At 65.7% G+C, this 26,217-nt stretch carries 24 protein-coding genes and 1 tRNA gene; 16 read left to right on the plus strand and 9 right to left on the minus strand.

Annotated features, from left to right (window positions below):
- Positions 1 to 99 precede the first annotated feature (99 nt).
- Genes QUE25_RS13810 through QUE25_RS13820 form a run of 3 tightly spaced genes read left to right on the plus strand, consistent with a single transcriptional unit; the run spans position 100 to position 4,582 of the window.
- A complete protein-coding gene (locus QUE25_RS13810; RefSeq protein ID WP_286265995.1) occupies positions 100 to 1,146 on the plus strand; it encodes a YlbL family protein in 1,047 nt (348 codons plus the stop codon).
- Positions 1,140 to 1,691: a PPA1309 family protein gene (locus tag QUE25_RS13815; RefSeq protein WP_286265997.1), complete on the plus strand. Its 552-nt coding sequence runs from the start codon at positions 1,140 to 1,142 to the stop codon at positions 1,689 to 1,691. The genes QUE25_RS13810 and QUE25_RS13815 overlap by 7 nt, the downstream gene beginning before the upstream one ends.
- On the plus strand, positions 1,688 to 4,582 hold the full coding sequence (locus tag QUE25_RS13820; protein ID WP_286266000.1) for a UPF0182 family membrane protein: 2,895 nt from the start codon (positions 1,688 to 1,690) through the stop codon (positions 4,580 to 4,582). Before QUE25_RS13815 ends, QUE25_RS13820 begins: the two co-directional genes overlap by 4 nt.
- A 44-nt stretch (positions 4,583 to 4,626) precedes the next feature.
- Here the strand turns inward: QUE25_RS13820 and QUE25_RS13825 are convergent, their stop codons facing one another.
- From QUE25_RS13825 to QUE25_RS13835, 3 genes are all read right to left on the minus strand, one after another.
- Positions 4,627 to 5,511, minus strand: coding sequence for an IS5 family transposase (locus QUE25_RS13825; protein WP_425332702.1), 885 nt, complete (start codon positions 5,509 to 5,511; stop codon positions 4,627 to 4,629).
- Positions 5,512 to 5,633: 122 nt separating this feature from the next.
- Positions 5,634 to 6,983: a M16 family metallopeptidase gene (locus QUE25_RS13830; protein ID WP_286266002.1), complete on the minus strand. Its 1,350-nt coding sequence runs from the start codon at positions 6,981 to 6,983 to the stop codon at positions 5,634 to 5,636.
- Positions 6,984 to 6,985: 2 nt separating this feature from the next.
- Positions 6,986 to 8,266 (minus strand): M16 family metallopeptidase, encoded by a 1,281-nt coding sequence (locus QUE25_RS13835; RefSeq protein WP_286266004.1) that lies wholly within the window; start codon positions 8,264 to 8,266, stop codon positions 6,986 to 6,988.
- Between the two features lie 78 nt (positions 8,267 to 8,344).
- Here QUE25_RS13835 and QUE25_RS13840 point away from each other — a divergent pair, with 78 nt between their 5' ends.
- Both QUE25_RS13840 and QUE25_RS13845 read left to right on the plus strand, forming a co-directional pair.
- The gene (locus QUE25_RS13840) at positions 8,345 to 9,574 is read left to right on the plus strand and encodes an Nramp family divalent metal transporter (protein ID WP_286266007.1); all 1,230 of its coding nucleotides are present in this window, start codon (positions 8,345 to 8,347) and stop codon (positions 9,572 to 9,574) included.
- Between the two features lie 63 nt (positions 9,575 to 9,637).
- A complete protein-coding gene (locus QUE25_RS13845) occupies positions 9,638 to 10,606 on the plus strand; it encodes a hypothetical protein (RefSeq protein ID WP_286266009.1) in 969 nt (322 codons plus the stop codon).
- A 97-nt stretch (positions 10,607 to 10,703) separates the two neighbouring features.
- Here the strand turns inward: QUE25_RS13845 and QUE25_RS13850 are convergent.
- Positions 10,704 to 10,777 (minus strand) — tRNA-Met (locus QUE25_RS13850).
- A 142-nt stretch (positions 10,778 to 10,919) separates the two neighbouring features.
- On the opposite strand from QUE25_RS13850, the gene QUE25_RS13855 reads away from it, so the two are divergent.
- From QUE25_RS13855 to serA, 6 genes are read left to right on the plus strand one after another with little or no spacing between them, the layout of a single operon-like run.
- Positions 10,920 to 12,425 carry an ABC transporter substrate-binding protein gene (locus tag QUE25_RS13855; RefSeq protein WP_286266010.1) on the plus strand — a complete coding sequence of 502 codons (1,506 nt, stop codon included), beginning with the start codon at positions 10,920 to 10,922 and terminating at the stop codon, positions 12,423 to 12,425.
- Between the two features lie 12 nt (positions 12,426 to 12,437).
- Entirely contained in the window at positions 12,438 to 13,424 is a 987-nt protein-coding gene (locus QUE25_RS13860; protein WP_425332721.1) for an ABC transporter permease, read from the plus strand.
- A gap of 35 nt (positions 13,425 to 13,459) precedes the next feature.
- Entirely contained in the window at positions 13,460 to 14,242 is a 783-nt protein-coding gene (locus tag QUE25_RS13865; RefSeq protein ID WP_286268581.1) for an ABC transporter permease, read from the plus strand.
- Between the two features lie 5 nt (positions 14,243 to 14,247).
- A complete protein-coding gene (locus QUE25_RS13870) occupies positions 14,248 to 15,093 on the plus strand; it encodes an ABC transporter ATP-binding protein (protein WP_286268582.1) in 846 nt (281 codons plus the stop codon).
- Positions 15,083 to 15,871 carry an ATP-binding cassette domain-containing protein gene (locus QUE25_RS13875; RefSeq protein ID WP_286266012.1) on the plus strand — a complete coding sequence of 263 codons (789 nt, stop codon included), beginning with the start codon at positions 15,083 to 15,085 and terminating at the stop codon, positions 15,869 to 15,871. Before QUE25_RS13870 ends, QUE25_RS13875 begins: the two co-directional genes overlap by 11 nt.
- 40 nt (positions 15,872 to 15,911) lie before the next feature.
- Complete coding sequence (serA, locus tag QUE25_RS13880; RefSeq protein WP_286266014.1) at positions 15,912 to 17,099, plus strand: phosphoglycerate dehydrogenase; 1,188 nt, start codon at positions 15,912 to 15,914, stop codon at positions 17,097 to 17,099.
- A 36-nt stretch (positions 17,100 to 17,135) separates the two neighbouring features.
- Here serA and QUE25_RS13885 read toward each other — a convergent pair whose 3' ends face one another.
- From QUE25_RS13885 to QUE25_RS13900, 4 genes are read right to left on the minus strand one after another with little or no spacing between them, the layout of a single operon-like run.
- The gene (locus QUE25_RS13885; RefSeq protein ID WP_286266015.1) at positions 17,136 to 17,978 is read right to left on the minus strand and encodes an inositol monophosphatase family protein; all 843 of its coding nucleotides are present in this window, start codon (positions 17,976 to 17,978) and stop codon (positions 17,136 to 17,138) included.
- A 9-nt stretch (positions 17,979 to 17,987) separates the two neighbouring features.
- Positions 17,988 to 19,007 carry a ribosome small subunit-dependent GTPase A gene (gene rsgA, locus QUE25_RS13890; protein ID WP_286266017.1) on the minus strand — a complete coding sequence of 340 codons (1,020 nt, stop codon included), beginning with the start codon at positions 19,005 to 19,007 and terminating at the stop codon, positions 17,988 to 17,990.
- On the minus strand, positions 19,004 to 20,323 hold the full coding sequence (gene aroA / locus QUE25_RS13895) for a 3-phosphoshikimate 1-carboxyvinyltransferase (RefSeq protein ID WP_286268583.1): 1,320 nt from the start codon (positions 20,321 to 20,323) through the stop codon (positions 19,004 to 19,006). The genes rsgA and aroA overlap by 4 nt, the downstream gene beginning before the upstream one ends.
- Positions 20,320 to 20,913, minus strand: a complete 594-nt coding sequence (locus QUE25_RS13900; protein ID WP_286266019.1) for a DoxX family membrane protein — start codon at positions 20,911 to 20,913, stop codon at positions 20,320 to 20,322. Before QUE25_RS13900 ends, aroA begins: the two co-directional genes overlap by 4 nt.
- 188 nt (positions 20,914 to 21,101) lie before the next feature.
- Here QUE25_RS13900 and QUE25_RS13905 point away from each other — a divergent pair, with 188 nt between their 5' ends.
- Positions 21,102 to 21,713: a sigma-70 family RNA polymerase sigma factor gene (locus tag QUE25_RS13905; RefSeq protein ID WP_286266021.1), complete on the plus strand. Its 612-nt coding sequence runs from the start codon at positions 21,102 to 21,104 to the stop codon at positions 21,711 to 21,713.
- Entirely contained in the window at positions 21,706 to 21,981 is a 276-nt protein-coding gene (locus QUE25_RS13910) for a zf-HC2 domain-containing protein (RefSeq protein WP_286266022.1), read from the plus strand. Before QUE25_RS13905 ends, QUE25_RS13910 begins: the two co-directional genes overlap by 8 nt.
- A gap of 77 nt (positions 21,982 to 22,058) precedes the next feature.
- On the opposite strand, the gene QUE25_RS14940 is transcribed toward QUE25_RS13910, so the two are convergent.
- Positions 22,059 to 22,133 carry a 50S ribosomal protein bL37 gene (locus QUE25_RS14940; protein WP_425332775.1) on the minus strand — a complete coding sequence of 25 codons (75 nt, stop codon included), beginning with the start codon at positions 22,131 to 22,133 and terminating at the stop codon, positions 22,059 to 22,061.
- 217 nt (positions 22,134 to 22,350) lie between these two features.
- Between QUE25_RS14940 and QUE25_RS13915 the strand changes: the two genes are divergently transcribed.
- The 3 genes from QUE25_RS13915 to QUE25_RS13925 all read left to right on the plus strand — a co-directional run bounded on the left by QUE25_RS13915 (position 22,351) and on the right by QUE25_RS13925 (position 26,074).
- On the plus strand, positions 22,351 to 23,823 hold the full coding sequence (locus tag QUE25_RS13915; protein WP_286266025.1) for a sensor histidine kinase: 1,473 nt from the start codon (positions 22,351 to 22,353) through the stop codon (positions 23,821 to 23,823).
- Positions 23,820 to 24,536, plus strand: coding sequence for a M50 family metallopeptidase (locus QUE25_RS13920; protein ID WP_286266028.1), 717 nt, complete (start codon positions 23,820 to 23,822; stop codon positions 24,534 to 24,536). The genes QUE25_RS13915 and QUE25_RS13920 overlap by 4 nt, the downstream gene beginning before the upstream one ends.
- 236 nt (positions 24,537 to 24,772) lie before the next feature.
- Complete coding sequence (locus QUE25_RS13925) at positions 24,773 to 26,074, plus strand: DUF222 domain-containing protein (RefSeq protein ID WP_286266030.1); 1,302 nt, start codon at positions 24,773 to 24,775, stop codon at positions 26,072 to 26,074.
- Positions 26,075 to 26,217 lie beyond the last annotated feature (143 nt).

Consider the following 26,217-nt stretch of genomic DNA (forward strand, 5'->3'; position numbering starts at 1 on the left):
CCTGACATCCATTCAACCGCACCGGACAACCGGCCCGTGCCCTGGTTGGCCCAACAGGTAGAGTCAGGACATACCTATCTGCAATGGAAGGGCAGGCCTATGACCAAACAAGGCTGGACGGCCGTCGTCTCCACAGCCTTGTTCGTCATGCTCATCATCGCGATCTCGCTTATCCCGGTGCCTTTCGTGCGCTGGTCGTCGGGCCCGGCGATCGATCTGCTGGGCAGCAATGGTGACAACTCGGTGCTGCAGATCAGTGGTGCGAACAGCTACCCTGCGACCGGCGAATTGCTGCTGCCCACCGTCTCGGTGACGAAGGCGGATTCCGAGATGACGCTGCCGCAGGCATTCCTGGCCTATGTGATGCCGGACGAAACGGTGCTGCCGCGTGAGAAGGTCTACCCGGCGGGACTGCCCGCCGATCAGCAGCAGGGCAACGAGAACAAACTCATGACCGATTCTCAGCGTGATGCGGCGGTGGCTGCGCTGATGGCCGCGGGCATCCCCGTCCAGCCGCTGCCCCAGGTCACCCAGGTATCCAGTTCCGGGCCCTCCTACGGCAAGGTCGAGGTCGGTGATCTCATCAGCACCGTCAACGGGTCGGTGGTGGAGCGCCGATCCGAGGTCCGGGCCATTCTGAATCAGGAGCAGCCCGGCTCGGTGATTCGGCTGGGCCTGCTGCGCGCCAATCAGCAACTGGAAGTCTTCGTCGTCGCGGTGGCCTCCCAGGACGACCCGTCGGTCGCCCAGATCGGCGTCGAACTGGAGAACAGCTACCAGCACTCGGTGGACGTCCAGCTGAACATCACCCCCGGTGTGGTCGGCTCATCGGGCGGTCTGCCGTTCGCCCTGGCGATCTATGACGATCTGACCTCCGGCGCGCTGATCGATGGGCGCGTGGTGGCCGCGACCGGCACGATCACCGCCACCGGGGACGTCGGCTCGATCGGCGCCCTGCGGCAGAAGCTGCGCGGTGCAGAACACGCAGGCGCTCAGATCATGCTGGTTCCCGAGGGCAACTGCGTGGACATCGAAGGCGTTGACACGTCGGTGACGGTCGTCAAGGTGACCAAATTGACAGACGCGATCACTAGCCTGGAATTACTGAAGAATCCGAGTACTGCCGATCAGGTGCCGAGATGTTGAGCAATCACGAACAGCAGACCGAAGCGCTGCTGGCCGGACTCATTGAGGTCGAGCGCTACGTGGGTGTGGCCGGCTGGGATCAGCCGGCCCGCCTTTTTGCCCTCGTCCCCACGACCGCGCTGCTCGAAGCCGAGCCCGCGCTGGCCGATCAGCTGACGGTGACCGGTCCGGACGCGTTGTCGTCCATCGAACAAGACGGTTTTCACCCTGGCACTGATCTGATGACCGCGCTCTCGCAGATCTGCTGGCCGCCGACGGTCGCCGGCTGTGCCTTGTCGACCGAACGCAGCTTCCTGCCGGCCGGGGCCGAACAGGACATCCCCGCCAATCCGGAGCTCGCCGCCGAGTTCGTGGCCCAGCATCCGCAGCGGCAGGATCTGCGGGTGGTCGCCGGCGCAGTGCGTGCAACCGACGGCGCGATTCTCACCCACTGCGTGGCTCGCGTGGCCACCAATCCCGACGATTTACTTGTCGGGGCCGACATGGTGCCGGCCCTGACGCAAGCTGTTGCCTGGACGCTGCAAGACAACGAGGGGAACTCATGAGCTCCACCATCACCGGTGATCGCGCCGCACCGAGACGACGCAATGCACTGGCTCCGACGATAGCCATCTTGGCAGTAGTGATGCTGCTGTTCATTCTCTTCGCGCGGATCTGGACCGACCTGCTGTGGTACCGCTCGGTCGATGCCACCCAGGTCTTCACCGTGCGCCTGATCAGCACGATGGGGCTCTTTGCCATCTTCGGCATCCTGATGGGCGCTGCCGCCTGGATCAATATGGCAATCGCCTACCGGTTGCGCCCGCGCGGCGCCCAGGCGGCCAACTCGTCCAGCACGCTCGGCAACTATCGCCAACTGATGGAAAGGCGTCCCCAGCTGGTGATCGCCGTGCCGTCGGTGCTGCTTGCCATTCTGGCCGGTGCCGGCGCGGTGTCGAATGTGGATCTGTTCCTGGCCTGGCTGAACGCGACACCGTTCGGGACCACCGACCCCTACTTCGGTCTGGATGTGGCCTTCTTCATCTTTCACCTGCCATGGTGGCGTTTTGTGGTCGGCCAGCTGATCTGGACGCTGATCGTCGCGCTGCTCGCTGCGGCAGCGGTGCATTTCGTCACCGGCTCGCTGCGTACCAGCCCGATGCGGGTGACGTCGCCGGCCGCCGGTCAGTCGCCGGAGATCAAGTTCAGCAATCCGTTCACGAAGAATGCTCAGGCTCATCTGTCGGTGGTGATGGGGCTGATCATGCTCGCCATCGGCGTCGACCAGTGGCTGGGGCGCTATGTCTTCTCGATCTCGGACAACGACGCGCTGTTCACCGGCATCGGCTACACCGACGATCATGCCCGGATCACCGCGAAGATGATCATGTCGATCATCTGCCTGGTCTGCGCGATCGCCTTCTTCATCAATGCGAAGCTGCGCCGCTGGGTGCTGCCGACCTCGGCGGTGGCCCTGGCCGTGGCGTCCAGCCTGATCGTCCAGGGTGCCTACCCGGCCCTTGTGCAGCAGTTCGATGTGCGGCCCAACGAGCCCGACCGTGAACGTCCCTATATCGTCAACCAGATTCAAGCGACCCGGCAGGCCTACGGCGTGGCCGATGTCGAGATCACCGACTATTCCGCCAGAACCACTGTCAGCGCCGGCCAGCTGGTTCAGGATGCCTCGGTGCTGCCCGGTATCCGGCTGATGGACCCACAGGTCATCTCGCCGACCTTCGAACAGCTGCAGCAGGTGCGCGGCTACTACCAGTTCCCCGATGTGCTGGATGTCGACAGATACACCATCGACGGCCAGGAGACCGACGCGATCGTCGCGGCGCGCGAGATCAACGTGGCCGGGCTGCCGCCGGCGAACCAGAGCTGGAACAACGTGCACACCGTGTACACGCACGGTTACGCAATGGTGGGAGCCTACGGCAACCGCCGCCAGCCCAGCGGTGAACCCGAGTGGATCGTCCGCGATATTCCTCCGGTAGGCGCCCTCGAACAGGTCCAGCCACGCATCTACTTCGGTGAGAACACCACCGAGTATGCGATCGTCGGCACTGCGGAGGGGCTGGATCCGGTAGAACTCGACACTCCGGGCGGCGGTAACGACACGGGTGCCGGCGAGTCGTACAACACCTATGACGGCTCCGGGGGCGTGCCGATCGGCAACATCTTCACCCGGGCGTTGTTCGCGTCCCGCTTCGGCAACATCAACCTGCTGCTGAGCAGCCGCGTGCACTCCGAGTCCAAGATCTTGTTCGACCGGACGCCGGCCGAGCGGGTGGCCAAGGTGGCCCCGTGGCTGAACATCGACAAGGATCCGTATCCGGCGGTTGTCGACGGTCGGGTGGTGTGGATCGTGGATGGCTACACCACATCCGACAGCTATCCGAACTCGCAGCGGGTCGATCTGGCGAGCGCCACCAGCGACTCGACGAGTTCGTGGACCCCGATCGGTACCGAGCGCCAGAACGTCAACTACATGCGCAATTCGGTCAAGGCCGTGGTCGATGCCTATGACGGCTCGGTCACCCTCTATGCCTGGGATACCGATGATCCGGTACTGCAGACCTGGGAGAAGGTCTACCCGGACATGCTGCATTCGGTCGACGAGGTCAGCCCCGATCTGATGGCGCATTTCCGCTACCCGCAGGATCTGTTCAAGGTCCAGCGCCAGATTCTCGGCCGCTACCACATGACCAACCCGGATGCCTGGTACCAGCAGTCCGATCTGTGGGTGGTCCCGGAGGATCCGCGTTCAGCCGACACGAAGGAACCGGCCTACTATCTGTCGATCAAGTGGCCCGGCGACGAGATGCCGGTGTTCAGCCAGACGGCGGTCTTCGTGCCGAACGAACGTGAGAATCTGGGTGCCTATATGGCGGTGGTCGCCGACGCAGCCAGCCCTGACTACGGCAAGCTCCGGGTGCTGAGGCTCTCGGACACCCATCAGGTGCCCGGTCCGAACCAAACGTTCAACGCCATCCAGACCGACCAGTTGGTGCAGCAGGCGCTGTTGCCGTTCACCAGCCAGGGCGCTGCTGAACCGGTCTACGGCAACCTGCTGACACTCCCGCTGGGCGGCGGGCTGATCTACGTCAACCCGATCTACACGCGGGGCAAGACGCAGGGCTCCTACCCAGTGCTGCGGTTCATCGTGGTGCGTTTCGGTGACCACATCGGGCTCGGGTCGACTCTTCAGGAGGCACTGGACCAGGTCTTCGAAGGCGACGCGGGCGCGTCCACCGGCGAAGAGGAGGTCAACGGTGGCGAGACCCCGACGACGCCGTCCACCGGGCTGGCCGCGGTGCAGCAGGCCCTGCAGGAGGCGGCCAACGCCTACACTGCTGCCGACGCCGCGCTGACCAGGGGCGATCTGGGCGAGTATCAGCGCCAGATCGAGATCGCCCGGCAGAAGCTGCAGGACGCCCAGAACGCGGCCCGGTAGCGGAGGCCTCTGGATCCGAGCTTTCCAGACAGGGCTAGGTCGTGTTACGTAAGTCGTTTGAGCCAGTCGTTGATTACTCCGATGTGGAGGGTGGCGGTGTAGCGGACAGCGAGTTTGTCGTAGCGGGTGGCGAAGGCTCGTTGGTGTTTGAGCTTGTTGATGCCACATTCGACCGCGTGGCGGTCCTTGTAGGTGGTTGGGTTGAACGCTGGCGGGCGACCGCCCCGGCGGCCACGGCGTCGGCGGTTGCGGGCCTGGTCGGCCGGGGTCGGGATGGTGGCTTTGATCCGATGATCACGTAGCCAAGCCCGGTTGGCCCGTGAGGAGTACGCCTTGTCGGCCAACACGCGATCGGGACGCCGGCGCGGTGCCCCGACCGGGTTGGCGACCTTGATCGCTTCCAGCACGGTGGTGAACTCCGGACTGTCGCCGGCTTGGCCGCCGGTGATGTGGAAGGCCAGCAGGCCACGGTCTTGGTCCACGGCCAGATGTGTCTTGGTGGACCAGCCGCCCCGGGAACGACCGAACCCGTGATCGGCGGGTTCTCCGGGAACCCGTTCGACCGAGTCACGTCGAGCACCAGCGGCGTGAACGTGCCCACGACAGCTGGTGGAGTCCACCGAGACCTGCCATTTCACCTTGCCACGAGCCTGTGCAACGGCTCGCAGCGTGTCCTCGATGTGTTCCCACACCCCGCGGATCTGCCAGGTGGCGAACAACATGTAGATCCGTCCCCAGGGTCCGTACCGGTCGGGGACATCGCGCCATGGGCATCCCACTCTCGCTCGGTGACGTATCCCATCGATCAGCTGCCGTAACGGCCATTTGCGTGGCCGTCCCCGTGCTGGGGGAGTTGGCAGCACGCTCTGGAGGAGCGCCCACTGAGCATCGGTGAGGTCATGACGGCGGGCAACATCTACGATTGGCACGAGGACTCCCGGGGAAGTAGGAGTGACTAGATACCAATCCGTCTACCCCGGGAGCCCTCCCACCGTCAGGACCGACACGCCAGCCGCCACACCCTCGTCGGACACCACTTTCGAAACACGACCTAGCCGTCGATGGTGACGACCTCGGCGGCGAGGCCCTGGGCTTCCAGGCCGGTGAGCAGCTGGTCGGCGTCCCCGCACAGCACCACGCTGAGTCGCTCCGGCCGGACCGCCGCGCTGAAAGCAGCGGATGCCTGGTCTGCGCTGACCGCCGCGATCTGGGCCTGCTGATCGTTGAACCACGATGCCGGCAGTCCCGTCCCGGCGAGTACGGACGCCTCGTCGGCGATCGCATCGGCGGTCTGGAAGCGCAGTGGCGCGATACCCAGCAGGAAGGTTCGGGCATCGAGCGCTTCGGTCGCGGTGAACGGCTCGTCGGTCACATTCAGTAAGTCGATCGCGGCCCGCGCGGCGGGGGCGGCGACCTCGGTGCGGCAACTGGTCTGCACCACGAAACTGCCGTGGCTGGGCAGCGGCCGGAAGCCGGCGTGGGCGCCGTAGGTGTATCCGAGTTCTTCGCGCAGCACCCGGTTCAACCGGGAGCCGAATGCGCCGCCGATCGCGCAGGAGGCCACCTGCAGGGCAGCCCACTGCGGATCAAGCCGGTCGGGTCCGAATCCACCGATCCGCAGATCGGCCTGCACCGAGCCGGGACGATCGATCACCCACACGACCGGGGCGGCCGGATTGGCGAGGGTCTGCTCGTGGGCGGCCCGCTGGTTGCCCGGCGTCCACGAGCCGAAGGCCGCGTCGACCAGCTGCGCGGCGTCCGGGGGCAGCTCGCCGGCCAAGATGATGGTGGCCCCATCGGGACGCCACCAGCGGTCGTGAAATGCGATGACATCGTCTCGAGTGATGGCCTCGACGGTGCTGATCCGCCCGGCGGCCGGTCGTCCCACCCGGCAACCGGCATCGAAGACAGCATTCTGGAATCCGATCTGGGCCAGCGCCGAACTGCGCGCCAGGGTCTGCTCGATCTCGGCCAGCCGCAGATCGCGGTGCCTGTCAACGTCGGCTTTCTCGTAGGCGGGCTGAGTGACGGTTTCTGCCAGCAGCCTCAGCGCCGCGGCCAGCTGGCTGACAGGAACCTCCATGCGGGCGACGGTGGAGGATTGACGCGCGGTGCCTGCGTAGATCGCACCGATGTCCTCCACAGCCTCTGCCAGCCGCGAACCCGGATGAAGCATGCTGCCCTCGTCGCTGGAGCGCACCGCGATGGTGGCGCAGCCCTCGACAGCCGCCGGCTCGCAGCTCAGCGGGGCATCCATGACGACCTGAGCGCTGATCACATACTGGCCGGGTAGCTGGTAGAGCCACAGCCTGGCGCCGTTGTCCAACCGGGTTTCGGTGGGCGATTGCAGCGTCCAGACGTGTGCCGGGCGTACCTGCGGACGAACAGACGAGTGATTCATGACTAGTTGCCTCCGTCGATCTCGTAGCGCAAGGTCGCGCGGGCCTCCGGGTTGAACCAGCGCGCGGCGGCCCGAGCGATGTCGGGTACCTCAAGCTGCTCGATCTCGGCGAGTTCGTGATTGATGCGTTGCGGATCATCGAACAACGTGGCGTAGTAGCTCAGCTGGTTGGCACGTTCATCGATGGGGGCCAGAGCGGCCAGCCATTCTCGCTCGAAACCGGCTTTGGCGCGGGCGAGTTCTTCGGGCCGCGGGCCATCGGTGATGATGTCGTCGAGTGTCTCGACGACGGTGTCGGTGATCTGTGCCAGATCCACACCTTCGCGCGCCCGCACCGAGATCACCCCGAGCGAACTGCCGCGCGCCAGGCCGAAATCGTCGGCGCCGAGTGCCTCGGCGAGCTCGTTCTCGCGGATCAGCTGCCGATGGAGCCGCGACGACTGGCCGTCGGAGATCAGTGAGAGCAGCACCTCGACGGCCAGCCGGTCGGGATGAGTGAGTGGCGGAGTGCGCCAGCACAGATGGACCATCGGGCGTGGCACATCACGGCTGACCACCACCTCGGGAGTGCCCGCATGAGGGGGCAGGGCCGGCGCGGGCTTGTTGGCCGGCACGCCGGCACCGGGGAGGTCACCGAAATAGCGTCCGGCCAGCTCATGACCTTGATCGACGCTCAACGCCCCGGACAGGGTCAGCACAGCGGCGCCCGGCTGATACCAGGTGCGGTAGAAAGCCTGCACGTCATCGAGGGTCGCCGCGTCCAGGTCAGCCATCGAACCGATCGCCGGGTGCGCGTAGGGATGGCCACCGGGGAAGTTCAACTGCAGCAGCAGTTCGAGCTGATCACCGTAGGGCACATTGTCATAGCGCTGGCGTTTCTCCTCCTTGACCACATCCCGCTGGGTCCGGAGGTTCTGCTCCCCGACATCGAGGCTGCCCATCCGGTCGGCCTCCAGCCACAGCGCCAGCTCGAGTGCCTGCGGCCCGACGGTCTCGAAGTAGTTCGTGCGATCGAAACTCGTGGTGGCGTTCGCGCTGCCACCGACCGCCTGAATCGTGGCCAGATGCTCGCCCGAGGCCACATTCGCCGAGCCGGCGAACATCAGGTGTTCGAACAGATGCGCGAAGCCGGTGGCCCCGGGGGCTTCGTCGGCCGATCCGACGCGATACCAGAGATTCACCGCGACACCGGGCGCGAGTGGATCGGGATTGGTGATCACCCGCAGCCCGTTGTCGAGGGTAGTGTCGTCGACCGGGTAGTGCAGGCGGGTGACTTCTGACATGAACTGCATGCTAGCCAACGCTTAGAATGCGGCGAGGGAGGTATCGACGTGCAGCCAGCCGAGCTTCAGCCACCGCGCATGAGTATTGGACGGGTGGTCTCGCTGCTCGGTCCGGCGTTCGTGGCCTCCGTTGCCTATGTCGATCCGGGCAATGTGGCGGCAAACATGTCTGCCGGCGCCGACTACGGCTATCTGCTGGTCTGGGTACTGGTCGGAGCCTGCCTGATGGCGATGATCGTGCAGTATCTCTCGGCCAAGCTGGGCTTGGTGACCGGACGATCGCTGTCGAGCATGGTCAAGGATTCGCTGGCGCATCACCGGCAGGCGCGTCCTTTGCGGATCGGTTTCGCACTGCAGGCGATCGTCGTCGCCATCGCCACCGACGTTGCGGAGGTAATGGGCGGCGCGATCGCGATGAATCTGCTCTTCGGCCTGCCGGGCTGGCTGGGTGGACTCATCGTGGTGGTGGTGTCGCTGTTCTGGCTCGGCTTCATGCGCTCCCGGGGGGAGCGGGCGCTGGACATCGGCGTGACGCTGGTGCTGCTGGTAATCGCTGCCGGCTTCCTGGTCTCCCTGGTGTGGGCGCCGCCCGACCCGGCAGGGGTCATCGGGGGCATGGTGCCCCGCTTCAGCGGCGCGGGCTCGGTGGCGATCGCCGCGGCGATGCTGGGGGCCACCGTGATGCCGCACGCGATCTACCTGCATTCGACTCTGGCGATCGATCGGCATCGTCCGCTGGGACAGCTGGATGCCCCCTTGAAGTCGCTGCTGTTCGTGCAGCGCGTCGATGTCGGAGCGTCCCTGGTGGTGGCCGGCACGGTGAACGTGGCGATGTTGCTGTTCGGTGCGACCATCCTGCGCGGAGTTCCTCATTCGGATGCGGTCGTGGCCGCATACGAGGTGTTGAATACGCAGATCGGCCGGCTGCCCGCCATCATCTTCGCGATCGGGCTGCTGGCGTCCAGCATCGGGTCGGCCGTGGTCGGGACCCATGCCGGCGCCAGCATCATGTACGACCTGCTGCCCTGGCGCATCGACAGCCGGATTCGCAGAGTGGCCACGGTGCTGCCCTCGATCGTCCTGCTCGCGGTGGGCGTCAACGCGACCATGGCGTTGGTGGGTAGCCAACTCGTGCTCAGCTTCGGGATCGGCTTCGCCTTGATCCCGCTGGTCTGGTTCACCAGCAGCCCGAAGCACATGGGGGAGTGGGCCTCGGGTCCGTGGCTGCGGATGACGTCGATCATCATCACGGCATTGGTGCTCGCGTTGAATATCGCCGTGATCGTGATGACCCTTGCCGAAGCGTGAACCGAGGCGCTGATCCTCGCCGATTCGCCGACACGGTAGACATGTCGTAGAGAGGAGAACGGCATGACAACAGATTCGCCGGTTACCATCGCGCACGACGTGTTGCAGCTGGGGCCCGTCCAGGTGAGCTTCCAACGGACGCTGCGGCTGCCCGAGACCGGACTGCACGCGCTGCCGCCCGGGTTGGGTAGATTCCGGCTGCGCCGGGTGGCGGACTATCCGGACACCGCGCCGGCCGACTGGCTGGAACGTGGCGGTGTGATGCTGCCGGTCTACCAGCGCGAGGCCATGTGGCTCTCGTTCGTCAGTTCCGAGCCGGCCGCGTTGCAGGTCGCGATCGGCAAGATCTGCGCCATCAGCGGCACGGCGTGGCGTGAGAAGCTGCGCCACGAGCCACAGAACTATGTGGCCCTACCGCGGCAGCCGTGGCTGGACGGCATCAACTCCGGGGACGGAACCATCCGCCAGTTCGTCGCCGTTGCGCTGGGATCGGGAGCCACAGTGGAGGGCCAGCTGAGTGGCGAGGAGATCCATGGGGGAATCCAGCTGCGGGCGGTCGGCCTGAGCGATGCGGCGTTGCAGAGCTGGCGCGCCGAGCAGCACCGCGCGTCCGGCCGCAGGATGAGCGCGGTCGCCGCCGCGCCGGCATCGGCGGCCATGGGGCTCGGTGCCGGTGGCCGGATGCGTCAGGAGATCTATGCCGATCAGCGGCAGCTGGCCGATTATGACGAGGACCGCTCGTGGCGGGTCTTCGTCCATCTGTGCTCGGCCGAGCAGTGGACGACGATCACCGGGGAGCTGCCGCCGCCGACGCCGATCGACCGGGAGACCTACGTCAAGTTCGGCCTGCCATGGTTCGACTACTACGACGCGGACGCCGACGATCTGGCGGCCAGCCAGGCATTGGCGCAGGTAAAGACCGTCGACGAGGTGCTCGGTCTGCCGGTCGAACCCTTCAGCCCGGTCGATCCGGCCACCGTCATCCAATTGAAGGACGCGCACGGGGACGAGGTGAGCGACGGCGATTGGTGATCGCGATCGGAGTTCTTGAGAGGGCAACGATGACCTCGACGTGTCCGGAGAATGAAAGCTCCTGACCAGCATATGCGCTGGTCAGGAGCCTGATTCGTAGCGGGGACAGGATTTGAACCTGTGACCTCTGGGTTATGAGCCCAGCGAGCTACCGAGCTGCTCCACCCCGCGTCGACTCGTTGAACCTTAGCCCGGTTCGGGCAGGGATTCAAATCGGCTGCTTAGGTCATCCGCCGTGGCGTGGTTTAGGTTCCCGAGGCAGTCGACGACTACACTTTTGGTCCACCGACAAGCGTCAGGAGCCACGAACAAGATGACCAGGGTTTTCCGCCAGATGGCCACCGTACTGATCGGCCTACTCGCGTTGGTTCTGGCTGCCTGTAGCCCGACAGCCACCGAACCGCAGGATCGCCAGCTCGTTGTCGGCACCTCCGTCGCCCCCAACTCCATGGATCCGACCACGTCTGCTGCCGCAGCCATCCCCGAGGCGTTGCTCTACAACGTCTACGAGACACTTCTCAAGATCGATGGCGAGGGCAAGTACCAGCCGCTGCTGGCCAGCGAGTGGTCGGTCTCGTCCGACGGTCTGATCTATACCTTCAACCTGCGCCCGCAGGCGCAGTTCGCCAGCGGTACCAAAGTCACGGCCGACGCGGTGATCGCCTCGATTCAGCGCATCATCGATGACGACTCGGTGCTTCCGATCCTCAAGACCGCGATGGCCCCGCTCGCCTCGATGCGCGCGGTCGACGACGACACCGTGCAGTTCACGCTCAGCACCCCCTCGCAGAACTGGCTGTTCGACATGTCGCAGCGGGCCGGCATCATCTTCGATCCCGATCATCTCGACCAGTTGGCCACCACCCCGGCCGGATCCGGGCCGTTCGTCTTCTCCAACTGGACAGAGGGCGACTCGGTGACCCTGGTCCGCAACGACAACTACTGGGGCACACCCACCAAGCTGGCCGGCGTGACCTTCAAGTCGTACAGCGATCCCAACGCGATGAATGCGGCCATGCTGGCGGGGCAACTCGACATCGTCTCCAATGTTGCGGCCCCGCAGGCGCTCGACCAGTTCCAGACCGCCGATTTCAACGTGCTCGAGGGCAGCACGACCGGTGAGGTGGTCCTCGGTTTCAACCACCAGAATGAGGTCCTCAAGGATCTGCGGGTGCGTCAGGCGATCAACTATGCGATCGATCGTCCGGCATTGCTCGACGCGGTCTGGGCAGGCAAGGGTGAGCTGATCGGCTCCATGGTTCCGCCCACCGACCCCTGGTTCGAGGATCTTTCGCAGAGGTACCCCTACGATCCGGACAAGGCTCGCGAACTGCTGGCCGAGACCGGCCTCGGCCAGATCAGCCTGAGGCTGCGCGTGCCGACGTTGCCGTATGCGCCGGGAGCTGCGAGCTACATCGCCAGCCAGCTCGGCGCGGTGGGCATTCAGGTCACCGTGGACGAACTCGAGTTCCCGGCCACCTGGGTGGACCAGGTCATGTATCAGGGCAACTACGACATGACGATCGTCGCCCACGTCGAGGCCCGCGATATCGGCAACTTCGCCGATCCCACCTACTACTGGCATTACGACAACCCCGAGTTCCAGCAGCTGATCGCTGCGGCAGACAAGACCATGACCGAGGACGAGCAGGTCACACTGATGAAGCAGGCCGCCCGGATTCTGTCCGACGATGCCGCCGCCGATTTCTTGTGGCTGATGCCGAACCTGATCGTGACGAAGGCCGATGTCACCGGGGTGGACTCGAACCGCACCTCGCTGAGCTTCGACATGACCGGGGTCAATGCGCCGGCCGCCTGATCCGGGGATGTTGTGAACTCGACTCGTGTTGCCAGCACGGGCTGGCTGGTGGCGCGTCGCGTCGGCTGGTTCGCGCTGAGCATGCTGGTGGCCTCGATCGTCGTGTTCGCTCTGCTGAACCTGCTGCCCGGAGACGTCGCTGGGGTGATCCTCGGCCCGAACGCCAGTCAGCAATCGATCGACGCGCTGCGTGAACAGCTCGGTCTCAACCAGAACATCGTGCCGCGCTATGTCGAATGGCTGGGCGCCATGCTGACCGGCGATCTGGGTTCGTCGGCACTGACCGGGGCGCCGGTGAACCCGGTCGTCGCCGACAAGTTCGGTGTGACCTTGTCGCTGGTGCTGTTCGGAATGCTCGCGGCCGTCCTCATTGCGCTGCCGCTGGGCATTCTGGCGGCGTTGCGTCGCGGACGAGCCGATGGTGTACTCATCTCCGGTTTCAGCCAGCTGGGCATGGCGATTCCGGCCTTCGTCGTGGGTATCGCGCTCAGCGTGGTGGTGGGCGCAAAGCTGCACTGGCTGCCCGCCAACGGCTATGTACCGATCTCGAGGTCATTCGGGCAGTGGCTGTCCCACCTGATTCTGCCGGCGCTGACGCTGGGCCTGGTCCAGTCCGCGGTGCTGGTGCGCTACGTGCGTTCGGCATTCATCGATGTCATCAGCCAGGACTACTACCGGACCGCTCGTGCGATCGGCTGGCGTCGCTGGCCCGCGATCGTACGGCACGGGTTGCGCAACGCCTCGCTGCAGATCGTCACCGTCCTCGGCCTGCAGCTGTCGACACTGTTCGTGGGCGCGATCGTCGTGGAGAGCGTCTTCGTGCTGCCCGGGCTGGGCAGTTATCTGGTGCAGATGGTCGGTAATCGCGACCTGCCTGTCGTCCAGTCGATCGTGATGATCCTGGTCGCCCTGGTTCTGGTGATCAACCTGCTCGTCGACCTGAGCTACACGCTGATCGATCCCCGATTGCGTGCCGGTGAGGACGAGGTGGACGACTAGTGAGACGCAATCCCGCCCTGCTGATCGGTGCGGCCATGGTCGCGCTGGTGGTGGTCTTCGCCCTCATCTCCGCGGTGTGGACGCCCTACAATCCCACCGAGGTCACCCCTGGGCGGCTGCTGCCGCCCAGCACGGCTCACCTGATGGGCACCGACGGCTTCGGCCAGGACATCGCCAGCCGGGTGCTGGTCGGTGCCCGCAGCTGTCTGCTGGTCGGCGTGGTGGCGGTCGGGATCGGCGCGTTGCTCGGCGTCCCGCTCGGCGTCACGGCCGCGGTCAACCAGCACAGTTGGCCGGGTACGGTGATCATGCGGGCGACCGACATCGTCTATGCGTTCCCGGCACTGCTGCTGGCCATCATTCTGGCCGCGGCCCGCGGTTCGGGTTCGACGGTGACCGCCATGACCGCGATCGGTATCGCGTCGATTCCGGCATTCGCCCGGGTGTCCCGGGGAGCTGCCCTGCAGGTGCTCAGCCAGGACTACATCATCGCGGCCCGCAGCGCCGGCACCACCCCCGGTGGCATCGCCTGGCGGCATGTGCTGCCGAACATCACTCCGGTGGTGCTCGTCCAGGCCTCGGTCAGTTTCGGGCTGGCGATCCTCGCCGAGGCGGCACTGAGCTATCTGGGCCTCGGCACCCCGCCGACCACGCCGACCTGGGGACGAATGATCTACGAATCCCAGCCCTACCTCTACACGAACCTGAATCTGGCCTTGTGGCCCGGGCTTTTCATCGCGATCGCCGTGCTCGGCTTCAATCTGCTCGGCGATGGGCTGCGTGAACTCGTCGATCCCACCCTGCAAGACGTCCGGTGATCACCATGACCGACGACCTGCTGACGATCGACGACCTGAGTGTCCGTTTCCCGGGCAATCGGCATCCTGCCGTCGACCGGATCTCATTGCGGATCGGACGCGGGGAACGCGTCGGCCTGATCGGCGAGTCCGGCTCGGGAAAGTCGGTCACCGCCCTGGCGGTCATGGGTCTGCTGGCCGACAATGCCAAGACCACCGGATCGATCCGCTGGCAAGGTGACGAATTGCTCGGCATGCACGACGCGCAGTATTCGAGGCTGCGCGGCGAACAGATCTCGATGGTCTTTCAGGAGCCGATGACCGCGCTCGATCCCACCATGCGCACCGGACGCCAGGTCGCCGAGGTGCTACGCCTGCATGGTGGGGCGCCTGCCGGCGAAGCTCGCAGCCGGGTGCTCCAGACACTGGCCAAGGTCGGCATCGGCGACCCTCAGCGAGTCGCCGACAGCTTCCCGTACCAGCTGTCGGGAGGCCAGCGCCAGCGGGTGCTGATCGCGATGGCGTTGATCAACACCCCCGATCTGCTGATCTGCGACGAGCCGACCACCGCACTGGATGTCACCGTGCAGGCGCGCGTCCTCGAACTACTACAGGGAGGTCTCGACCTGGCGGGTTCGGCGCTGTTGTTCATCAGTCACGACCTCGCCGTGGTCAGCCAGATGGTCGACCGGATCGCCGTCATCTATGAGGGCAGAATCGTCGAGTCGGGCACGCGCAGCCAGATCCTGAACGCCCCGCAGCATCCCTACACGGCGGGGCTCATCGCCACCGCCGACCTGGCCAACGTGCCGGCGGGTGGCCGGCTGCCGGTGCTCGATGATTTCTGGAAGAGGACCGATCGTGGGCACTGACGAGCCGATCTACCGCGTCCAGGATCTGGTGCGGGTGTTCAGCCACGGACCGCAACCGGTGACAGCGGTCGATCGGGTCAGCTTCGAGGTTCCGGCCGGCCAACGGCTCGGCATCGTGGGGGAGTCCGGATCCGGAAAGTCCACCCTGATCCGGATGATGGCGGGGCTGCGGCGTCCCAGCAGCGGCGACATCGTCTTTCGCGGTCAGTCGATCGTGGGACGCCGGGAATCCGAGCTGGCGTGGCTGCGTCGGGGCGTCCAGTTGGTCTTCCAGGATCCGCGCTCCTCGCTGGATCCGCGGATGAAGGTCGCCGACATCATCGCCGAGCCGCTGCGCTCCAAGATCTGGAAGGGCACCCAGCGTCCCGATCCGGCCAGCCGGGTCGTGGATCTGATGGCCCGGGTCGGCCTGGAACCGGCAGACCGCAACCGCTATCCGCACCAGTTCAGCGGCGGCCAACGTCAGCGCATCGCTATCGCCCGTGCGCTGGCACCCAGTCCGCAGGTGCTGATCGCCGACGAGGCGGTCTCGGCGCTCGACGTCAGCGTCCGCGCGCAGGTCCTGAACCTGTTCGGTGAACTGGTCGCCGACCAGGGGCTGACACTGATCTTCGTCAGCCACGACCTGTCGGTGGTACGTCACATGTGCGATGCGGTGCTGGTCATGCATGCCGGCCGTATCGTCGAAGCCGGACCGATCGAGCAGATCTACCTCGATCCGCAGCACAGCTATACCCGGCAACTGATTGCATCCGTGCCCCGGCTGCGCCGCGGCTGATTGGCGGGAAGCCGCTGCCACGCCTCTAGAATGGGTCGACGTGAAAGCCCTGCTGCTGGAAAACATCCATCCTGAAGCCACCCGCATTCTCACCGAAGCCGGATACGAGGTCGAGAACCGGCGAGGTGCCCTCGGTGAGACCGAACTGATCGACGCGCTCAAGGGCGTCAGCCTGTTGGGTATCCGATCGCGCACCCAGATCACCGAGAGGGTCGTTGCGCAGGCCACCGATCTGCAGGCGGTGGGCGCTTTCTGCATCGGCACCAACCAGATCGATCTGGATGCCGCCGCCCGCGAGGGTATTGCCTGCTTCAACGCTCCGTACAGCAACACCCGCAGCGTCGTCGAACTGGCGATGGCCGAGATCGTGGCGCTGGCCCGGCATCTGACCGACAAGAACAAGCAGATGCACGACGGCCTGTGGGACAAGTCCGCCGCCGGATCGCACGAGGTCCGCGGCCGCACCCTGGGCCTGGTCGGCTACGGCAATATCGGCTCGCAGCTGTCGGTGCTGGCCGAGGCTTTCGGCATGAAGGTGCTCTTCTACGATGTCGTCGACAAGCTGGCGCTGGGCAATGCGCAGCGAGTCGACAGCCTGGACGAGTTGCTCGAGCGGGCCGAGACGATCAGCGTGCATGTGGACGGTCGTGAGGAGAACGCCCACCTGTTCGGTGCTGAAGAGTTCGCCAAGATGCGTCCGCGTTCGCTGTTCTTGAATCTGTCGCGCGGTTTCGTCTTCGATCCGGCGGCGTTGGCCGCCCAGATCCGTTCCGGTCATATCGCCGGTGCGGCCGTGGACGTCTACCCGACCGAGCCCAGGGCTGCCGGGGAGCCGTTCACCAGCGAGCTGCAGGGCCTGCCGAACGTCATTCTCACCCCGCACGTGGGTGGTTCGACGAAGGAGGCGCAGGTGGACATCGGCCGCTTCGTGGCCGGCAAGCTGCTCGACTACATCAACACCGGCTCGACCGTGATGAGCGTGAACCTGCCGCAGGTGCAGGTGTCGCCGCAGCAGGGCAGCCGGGTGCTGCACATCCACCGCAATGTGCCCGGCGTGCTGGCCAAGCTCACTCAGGCGCTCAGCACCCACGAGGCCAATATCGCCTTCCAGGCTCTGAACACCAACTCCGAGGTGGGTTACGTGGTGACCGACGTGACGTCTGCGCGTCCTGGCCTGGTGTCCGAACTGGAGGAGATCCCCGGGACCATCCGCGTCCGGCTGATCTGACCGGTGCCGGGTGCCCGGTCGGCGGTTGCTGCAAGCTCAGTGACGCTGGCCGGGCAACGGCATGATGATGCCCGTGGTCTCCTCGTATTCGTCCTGGGCGACCTGCAGCCGGGTGACCAGTTCGTCATGCAGCAGCCCGTTGGATGCGATGGCCCCCGGCCCGTATGAGCCGTTGTTGCCGTCCAGATCGGTGAACCGGCCACCGGCCTCGCGGACGATGATGTCGAGCGCGGCCTTGTCCCACAGACTCAGTTCGGGTTCTGCGGCGGCGTCGACCGCACCCTCGGCGACCAGCATGTAGCTCCAGAAATCCCCGAATGCCCGGGTGCGGCCGGCGTCACGAAGCAGGTCGACGAAGCCTTGGCCGCGTCCCGAGGCAATCCAGCCACCCAGCGACGAATACGACACGAAGGCGTCGGGCACGCTGCGCACGGCGGAGACCTTCATGCGCTGGGCCTTCAACAAGGATTTGCCGGTGAACGCGCCATCACCCTCGGCAGCCCACCAGCGGCGACCGAGCAGGGGAGCGCTGACCACCCCCACGCGCACCACGCCGTCCACCATCAGGCCGATCAGCGTCGCCCAGACCGGCACTCCACGCACATAATTGGCCGTACCGTCGATCGGGTCGATGATCCACTGCCGCGGGCCGTACCCGGTGTCGGCCATCTCCTCACCGAGCACCGCGTCGCGCGGACGCGCGGTCGCGAGCAGCTTGCGGAGGGCTTGCTCGGTGGTGCGGTCGGCATCCGAGACCGCGGTGTGATCGGGCTTGGTTTCCACGTGCAGGTCTTGGGCTTTGAACCGCGACTCGGTGATGGAGTCGGCGTTGTCGGCCAGCATGTGGGCCAGTCGCAGATCATCGATGTAGGAGGCCATGCCCCCACGTTATCGGGATTCGCCCGCTGTCGGTTCACTGACCGCGCCGAGGATGCGGCGCAGGGACGCCAATCGGTGGGCGTCGAGGTCGCCCCGGGCCTGCGCTTCGTCCAGTCCGCACTCCGGTTCGTCTTCGGTGTGCCGGCAGCCACGCGGGCAATCCCGGGTGAAATCACTGAGGTTGCCGAAGGCTCCCAGCACCGACTGGGCGGTGACATGGCTCAGACCGAAGCTGCGCACTCCGGGAGTGTCGATCACCCAGCCGTCACCGGTGGGCAACCGCAGGGCGATGGCCGAGCTGGAGGTGTGCCGGCCGCGGCCGGTGACCTCATTGACCTCGCCGGTCGATCGCTGCGCGTCGGGAACCAGCCGGTTGATGAGGGTCGACTTGCCTACTCCCGAGTGCCCGACCAGCACGGTGACGTGCCCGGCGAGCAGATCATCGACCTCGGCCAGGTCGGAGCCGGGCTGGGTGACCACGATCGGCACGTCCAGCGGCTGGTATGCGGCGATGATGTCGTCCGGCGAGGCCAGGTCGGCTTTGGTGAGGCAGATGATCGGCGCGATGGACGCGTCGTAGGCGGCCACCAGAATGCGGTCGATCATGCCGGTGCGCGGCGGCGGGTCGGCCAGCGCGGTGACGATCATCAGCTGATCGGCATTTGCCACCAGCGGGCGCTCGCTGGGGTCGTTGTCGTCCGCGGTGCGCCGCAGCACTGTGGTGCGTGGGATGACCTCGACGATGCGGGCCAAGGTGCCCTCGTCGCCGCTGGTGTCGCCGGCCATCCGGACCACATCGCCGACGATGACCCCCTTGCGTCCCAGGTGGCGGGCCTTGGTGGCGCTCACCATCTGACCGCCCACCACCATCTGGCAGCGGAAGCGCCCGCGGTCGACGGTGATCACCCGGCCCAGCTGGGCATCCGAATAGTCGGGCCGGTCCTTGGTGCGCGGCCGGGTACGCCTGGCCGGACGCCCGAAGCTGTCGGGATCGACATCGGCGTAGGAGTCGGCCAGGTTGCGGCTCACCGGACTGCGTCCTGGGTTTCATCGAGCATGCGCTGCCAGCGGCTGACGAAATCGGGCATCGTCTTGGAGACCGAACCGATGTCATCGAGTTGCACGCCCGGCACGATCAGCCCGATCAGCGCGGCCAGATGTGCCAGCCGGTGATCGGCATAGGCCCTCAGCACGCGGGTGGGTGCCAGACCGGCTCCTCGCGGGCCGGCGCCGTGAATGACCAGTCCGTCGGCTGTCTGGTGCACCTCGATCCCGACACTGGACAACTCGGCTTCGATCGCCGCCAGCCGGTCGGTCTCGTGCCCGCGGATGTGTGCCACCCCACTGATGGTGGTGGGCCCGGACGCGAAGGCGGCGAGGCCGGCCACCACCGGCGTCAATTCGCTGGCTTCGTGAAGGTCGATCTCGGCGCCGTGCAGTTCGCCCGGCGCGTAGGCGGTCAGCCCGTCATCGGTCAGTTCGGCGGTGGCGCCCATCCGCCGCAGGATGTCGGCGATCAAGGCACCGGGCTGTGTGGTTCGCGCCGGCCAGGCCGGCACCGTCACCTGTCCGCCGCTGAGCACGCCGGCCGCCAGGAAAACCGCGGCATTGGTCAGGTCGGGCTCGATCCGCTGATCGCGGGCAGCGATCGGGCCGGGGGCCACCCGCCAGCGTCCCTGCTCGCTGTCGTCGACCTGCACGCCGCGCGAACGCAGCATCGCCAACGTCATCTCAATGTGCGGCAGTGAGGGAACCGTTGCGCCGCGGTGCACCAGATCGATGCCGGCCGGCAGCCGTGCCGCGGTCAGCAGCAGCGCCGAGATGAACTGGCTGGAGGTGCTCGAATCGATCTGCACCCGCGGCCCGCCCAACTGAGCGGGGGAATCCATGGTGAAGGGCAGCGCGTCGTTGTCCAGCTGAACACCGAGTTGGGCCAGACCGTCCAACAGCGGGCTCATCGGACGCTGCGTCGCGTGCGGATCACCGAAGAAGTAGCTGCGGCCACCCGCCAGTGCCGCGATTGGCGGCACGAAGCGCATCACGGTGCCGGCCAGACCGCAGTCGATGCCCTCGGGACAAGGCGTGAAATGCGCTGGCGGCGCCACCCGGACGATGTGTTCGGTGGCATCCAGCGGGATGTCGATCCGAACCCCCAGGGCGCGCAGCGCAGCGATCATCAACTCGGTATCGCGGGCTGCCAGCAGACCGATCAGCGTGCTCGGCGCGTCGGCCAGCGCGGCCAGCACCAGCGCGCGATTTGATTCGGACTTGGAACCCGGCAGCGGGCAGACGGCCTGCAGAGCGCCGGGCGCGGCGGGGGCTGACCAGGGTTCGCCGGTGCTCAGTTGAGGACGTCCTTCACTTGAGCCTGCACCTTCTTGGACGCCTTGCGAGCCTTGGCCTGGGCCTTCTTCTGGGCGCGCTTGACATCCTTGCCGACGGCTTCGGCGTGCTGCTGAACGGACTTGCGTGACTGGTCGACACGCTGCTCGGCAGCCTTGCGCGACTGCTCGGCGCGCCAGGCGAGGCCGGGGCGTCCGGCGGTATCCCTGGTGGCCACCAGGGCGCCGCCGAACAGCGCCAGCTGGACGAACAGATCGGACCGATCCTCGGCGCCGGCTCGCGCTGCCGAAACCACCCGCGGCAAGGTTGCCAGGCTCAGCAGCGCCGCACCCGGACGACGAGCAATCCCGGTGGCATAGGCAACGCCACCGATGATCTGGGTTGCGCCCAGGATGCGCGTCCAGGTGCGGGCCTGGGCAGGCACCTTGTCGGCGACATCGGGAGGCAGGAAGGACTGCACGATGGGCACGATCGCTTCGATGGTGTCGGAAACCTCATTGGCGTTCTTGTCGGGTTTGACGACCATCTGAACGCCATCGGCGACGAAGTAGCTGGAGAACAGCGCGCGGCCGGCGAAACGCAACAATGACATAGTCCATTCTTACCCTGCCCGGGCCGCCCAGACACCTCTTCTGCGCAATTGCGTCAGGGAATACCCTGGTGGCCGGTGGCGTTTCAGACAATATGTCGACGGCATTGCACAGACAGCGAAGCGAGGTGTTGACCCGCAGTTCTGGCGGGTACTGCCCGCTGCTGCGCGATTCGGTAGTGTTGGACTCGATGATCACTCCCAGCACCGACATGCGTGAGGTCGAATCCGAAGACGAGCGCGCCGCCCGATTCGAGCGCGACGCGATGGGCTACCTCGACCAGTTGTACGGTGCTGCCCTGCGGATGACACGCAATCCAGCCGATGCTGAAGACGTGGTTCAGGAGACGTACGCCAAGGCATTCAGCTCCTTCGAGCAGTTCACCCCCGGAACCAACCTCAAGGCGTGGCTCTACCGCATCCTCACCAACACTTACATCAATTCCTATCGCAAGAGCCAGCGTCAGCCCCAGACCAGCGGCTCTGCCGACGTGGAGGATTGGCAGCTGGCACGCGCCGCATCCCACACCTCTGGTGGGCTTCCGTCCGCCGAGCGTGAAGCCCTGGATCGGATGTCGGACCCGGTGGTGACCGAGGCGCTGGATTCGTTGTCTCCCGATTTCCGGGAGGTCGTGCTGCTGGCCGACGTCGAGGGATTCTCATACAAGGAGATCGCCGAGATCATGGGAACCCCGATCGGCACCGTGATGTCCCGGCTCAACCGGGCGCGCGGTCAGCTGAGAACAAAACTGGGTGACTATGCGGCCACCATGGGTATCGGTCAGGAGAACAAGAATGACTGAGAATCCCGGGCTCGTTCCCGAAGATCCGTGTGTGTTTGCCATGCGGAGTGTGCATGATTTTCTGCATGGCGAGTTGCCCGAGTCGACGGCCGATGAGATCCGTCTCCATCTGATGGCCTGCGAGAACTGCATGGACCACTTCGATGCGGAGCAGTTCATCAGTGCGATGTTGCGGCGCTGCTACGGGCCTACGGTGGCACCCGCCGGTCTGCGGGTTCGTGTCTCGCAGCTGAGTATCCAGATCCGCACCGAACCTCCGCAGGCCTGATTCGTCCGGCTGCACAAACACTATCGGCCCATGACTGTCAACCAGTCAGGGCCGATATTCGTGTGCCGACGCCGTGCTCAGGCGTTGGGGCGCTTGCCGTGATTGGCAGGGTTCTTGCGACGATCGCGACGCTTGCGGCCACCTTTTCCCATGATTGAGACCTCCAGATTCGGGTGTGTGCGCTGAACGCGCAACTCACTATCTTGCCAAAACCTAGCAGCGAATCCCAAACCGGCGATCGGCCGGCCACCGGGCCCGCCGGCTGCGCCGGGAGGCGCCCATAGCGGGCCACGGCGGCGGGCGGCGACCAGCGCCGCACGGTGGGATGTGGTGCCTCGCGGATGGGGGCAGCCGTCTATGGTGGAGGGCATGCGGCGCCTGTCTGAGGTGATGAACACCCACTGCGGGCTCGATGAGGCCGACAGGAAATGGCTCAACTCGCTGGCGCGCGAGTGGCACCTGTTCGCTGACACGAGCTTCTCCGACCTGGTCTTGTGGCTTCCCGACGCCAGCGACGAGAACATCTTCTGGGCCGGTGCCCAGATTCGCCCGACGACCGGTCCCACCGCGCTTCAAGATGATGTGGTGGGCGAGGAGATCCGCTACGAGCCGGACTCGATGGTGACCGCCGCTTATCTCAGCCACGAGATCATGGAGACCAGCGACAACAATCTGGGCGCCGGTATACCGGTGGACACCTGGGCCATCCCGATCATCCGCCACAACGAGTGCATCGCAGTCATCGAGCGTCACACCAATCGCATGGGGGTACGTGCCCCCGGTGCTCTGGAGGACACCTACCTGGCGATCGCCGACGTGTTGAGCGAGATGCTGTGGCACGGCCAGTTCCCGATGGATCCCCCCAGCGATCCGACGTCCAGCCCTCGGGTGGGAGACGGGTTGATATGGGTCGATACCGACGCCACCGTCCGATACTGCACCCCGAACGCGGTCAGCTGTATTCGCAGGCTGGGCGCCACCGGCGACCTCGTCGGCGAGGATGTGCGTCAGCTGCTGCCGGCGCTGACCGTGGAGTTCGATCATGAACGCGACAGTGCCGAGTCCGGGAATCCGCCGTACGCCGCCTGGGAGGTGACGGTCGAGAAGCCGCAGGCCAGCGTCCGGCTGCGGATCCTGCCACTGTCCGAGCACGAGAAGTGGGCAGCCACCGTGGTGCTGTGCCGCGACGTCACGACGTTGCGGGAGCGGGAACGCCAGCTGGTGACCAAGGACGCCACAATCCGGGAGATTCATCACCGGGTGAAGAACAATCTGCAGACGGTCGCCGCACTGTTGCGGCTGCAGTCGCGCCGGATGAGCAGCCCCGAGGGCCGCGATGCGCTGCGCGACGCCCAGCGGCGAGTCCAGTCGATCGCAGCGGTGCACGAGATCTTGTCGCAGGGCTTCGACGAGGCGGTGCCGTTCGATCAGATCGCCGACCGGATTCTGCTCATGGTGGGCGACGTGGCCTCGGCTGCCGGTCAGGTGTGCGCTCGGCGTGAGGGCAGTTTCGGTTCGGTACCGGGCGACATCGCGACCTCGTTGTCGCTGGTCATGACGGAGCTGTGCCAAAACGCCATCGAGCACGGTCTGCAATCGAGCAACGGCACGGTCATCGTGCATGCGGTGCACCAGGGACGCAGGCTTGTTCTGGAAGTGATCGACGATGGCGCCGGGCTGCCGGGCGACTTCGAGTTGAGCACGGCCGCCAGCCTGGGGCTGTCGATCGTGTCGACCCTGGTCAATGATCTCGGTGGGGAGTTCACGCTGCGCAACAACACCGGCCACGGTTCGACGGCCCGTGTCGAATTGGAACTGCCGGCCAATCTGCCGCGCCTGTGATCTGGTCCGACTTGGCCGCCCAGGTCTGGCAGCGGCTGCTGGACAGCCTGAAGGTCGCACCGCCCGACCTGGACGACCGGCTGATCTGGGTGATCGTGGCGGCCGGTGTCGTCGTGCTGAGTCCGCTGTGGAAGTGGGTGCGCCCGACGGTCACCGTGATTCACGAGCTCGGACATGCGCTGGTGGGGGTCGTCTGCGGCCGCCGCTTCCGCGGATTCGTGATCAGCCCGGACATGTCGGGTCATGCCATCACGAAGGGACCCGCGCGTGGCCCCGGCATGGTGCTGACGTTGGCCGCCGGCTACCCGATGCCCGGCCTGGTAGGTGCGGTGCTGATCTGGGCTGCGGTCAGCGGACGCGCGGATCTGGTGCTGCTGGTGGCGATCGTTGCGTTGTGCATCGGTTTGGTGATGTCTCGTTCGCTGTACACCGCGGGGACGATGGTGGCCATGCTGACGATCGCCGTGGTCCTGTGGTGGCGCGCTGCTGCCACCTGGAACGCGGCAGTGGTGTGCGGGCTCGGGGTGGTCGTCCTGCTGGGTGCCTGGCGGCACCTGGTTGCGGTGGCCGGTAGTCGCGCGCCGCGCCAGGATCCGGGTGCGCTGGCCAGGCTGACCGGTATCCCTGCGGCGATCTGGACGCTGATGTTCGCCCTGATCCTCGGGGCGTGTAGTTGGTGGGCCGGCCGGGTGATCGTCGCTGGGCTCGGCTAGCGTCCTGCGTCGTTGATTCGTTCTAGGTATCTGGCGATGGATTCGAGGATGTCTTGGGCGCAGCTCATCGGTCAGGCCACTTCCGCACCGTCGGCAGCGACACCGACACCACCCTCGTGACCCACTAGCTCCCGGGGTTCTCATCGGCAGTCCACGAGGTCCATCCCTCCTCATCTGCTCGAGTAACGTGTTGGGCAGGTGTTGTATTCGTACGGGTGTTCGATTATACTTTGGGTATGAGAACACCTCCCCCAGATGTAGACGAGGCGCGCACGCTACCGGCGCCGGTGCTGATCGCCGCGAGTGTTCAACCCGTGCTGTCCGGCACCGTGGTCGAGGACGAGTCGAACCACGAGATCTTGGACGCGATCGATCACGCGCATCAACAACTGATCGCCGCTGAGATCGCCGAACTGGTCGGCATCCTGCGGGCCGCAGACCGCTGGAAGATCGACCAAGACGCGGTCGGCGCGGGTATCGAACGACTCATCCAACCCGGCCACGACGGCACCCCGAGGATCGCCGAGTTCCTCGCCCTCGAAATCGGGGCGCTGCTCGGCATCTCCCAAACCTCGGCACTGTGCCGCATCGGCGATGCCCTGGACCTGCGCCATCGCCACCCGAAACTCTGGCAGGCCGTGCTCACCGGAAAAGTCCGGGTCTGGCAAGCCACCAAAATCTGCCTCGAATGCGCCCACCTCTCCCGTAGTGCGGCGCACAACGTGGACGCAGCGATGGCCGCCAGCATCGGGATGCTGCCCTGGACCCGGATCATGAAAGCCCTACCCGGACAGATCATTGCTGCCGATCCCGACACCGCCCGGCAGCGTGAACAAGCCCGACGCGAATCCCGCAGAATCCGGATCTCACCAATCGAAGATGGCCACGTCAGCATCCACGGGGTGGTGAACCCGGTAGACGGAATCAAATTCGATCACGTCCTCAACGAGGTAGCGAAAACCTTCCCCACCGAACCCGACACGCCCCTGTGTCGTGACCTCGACCGGCGTCGCTCACTCGCGTTCGGAATGATCACTCAAGACGCCTACACCAAGCTGCACCGTGAGAAGCCGCTCCTCGATCTATCCGAGACACCGAGCAATCGCCTCCCCCAGCGCAGCACCCCGACCACACACGAGCCGATCGGCTGCACCCTGATCGTCCACATCTCAGCCGACGATCCGGCACTGGACCCATCCCCCACGTCCACCACCGGCGTGGCACGTATCGAAGGCTGGGGCCCGTTGTTGACCGAGCAACTCCCACACTTCCTCAACGGAGCCAACATCACGGTCCGCCCCATCATCGACCCCGTCGGAATACGTCCCGTCGACAGCTACGAAACCCCCGCACGCATGCGACTCGCACTAGAACAACGCAACCCCGTCGACGTCTTCCCCTACGGCACGACCCAAGCCTCCAGATGCGACAGCGACCACACCATCCCCTACATCGACGGCAGATCCAGCCAAACCCACCTCGGCAACCTCGGACCCCTATCCAGGAAAGCCCACCGGGCCAAAACCCACGGAAAATAGAAACTCGAACAACCCACACCCGGCACCTTCCACTGGACCTCACCCCACGGCTACCAATACCAAGTAACCCCAACAGGAACCATCCGAATCAGGGTGCCCGAACAGGCTCGGGGCTTCTAGAGTGTGCGTCGTTTGTTCGCTTC

The sequence above is a fragment of the Brooklawnia propionicigenes genome (assembly GCF_030297015.1).
In the GTDB taxonomy this organism is placed as follows: Bacteria; Actinomycetota; Actinomycetes; order Propionibacteriales; family Propionibacteriaceae; genus Brooklawnia; species Brooklawnia propionicigenes.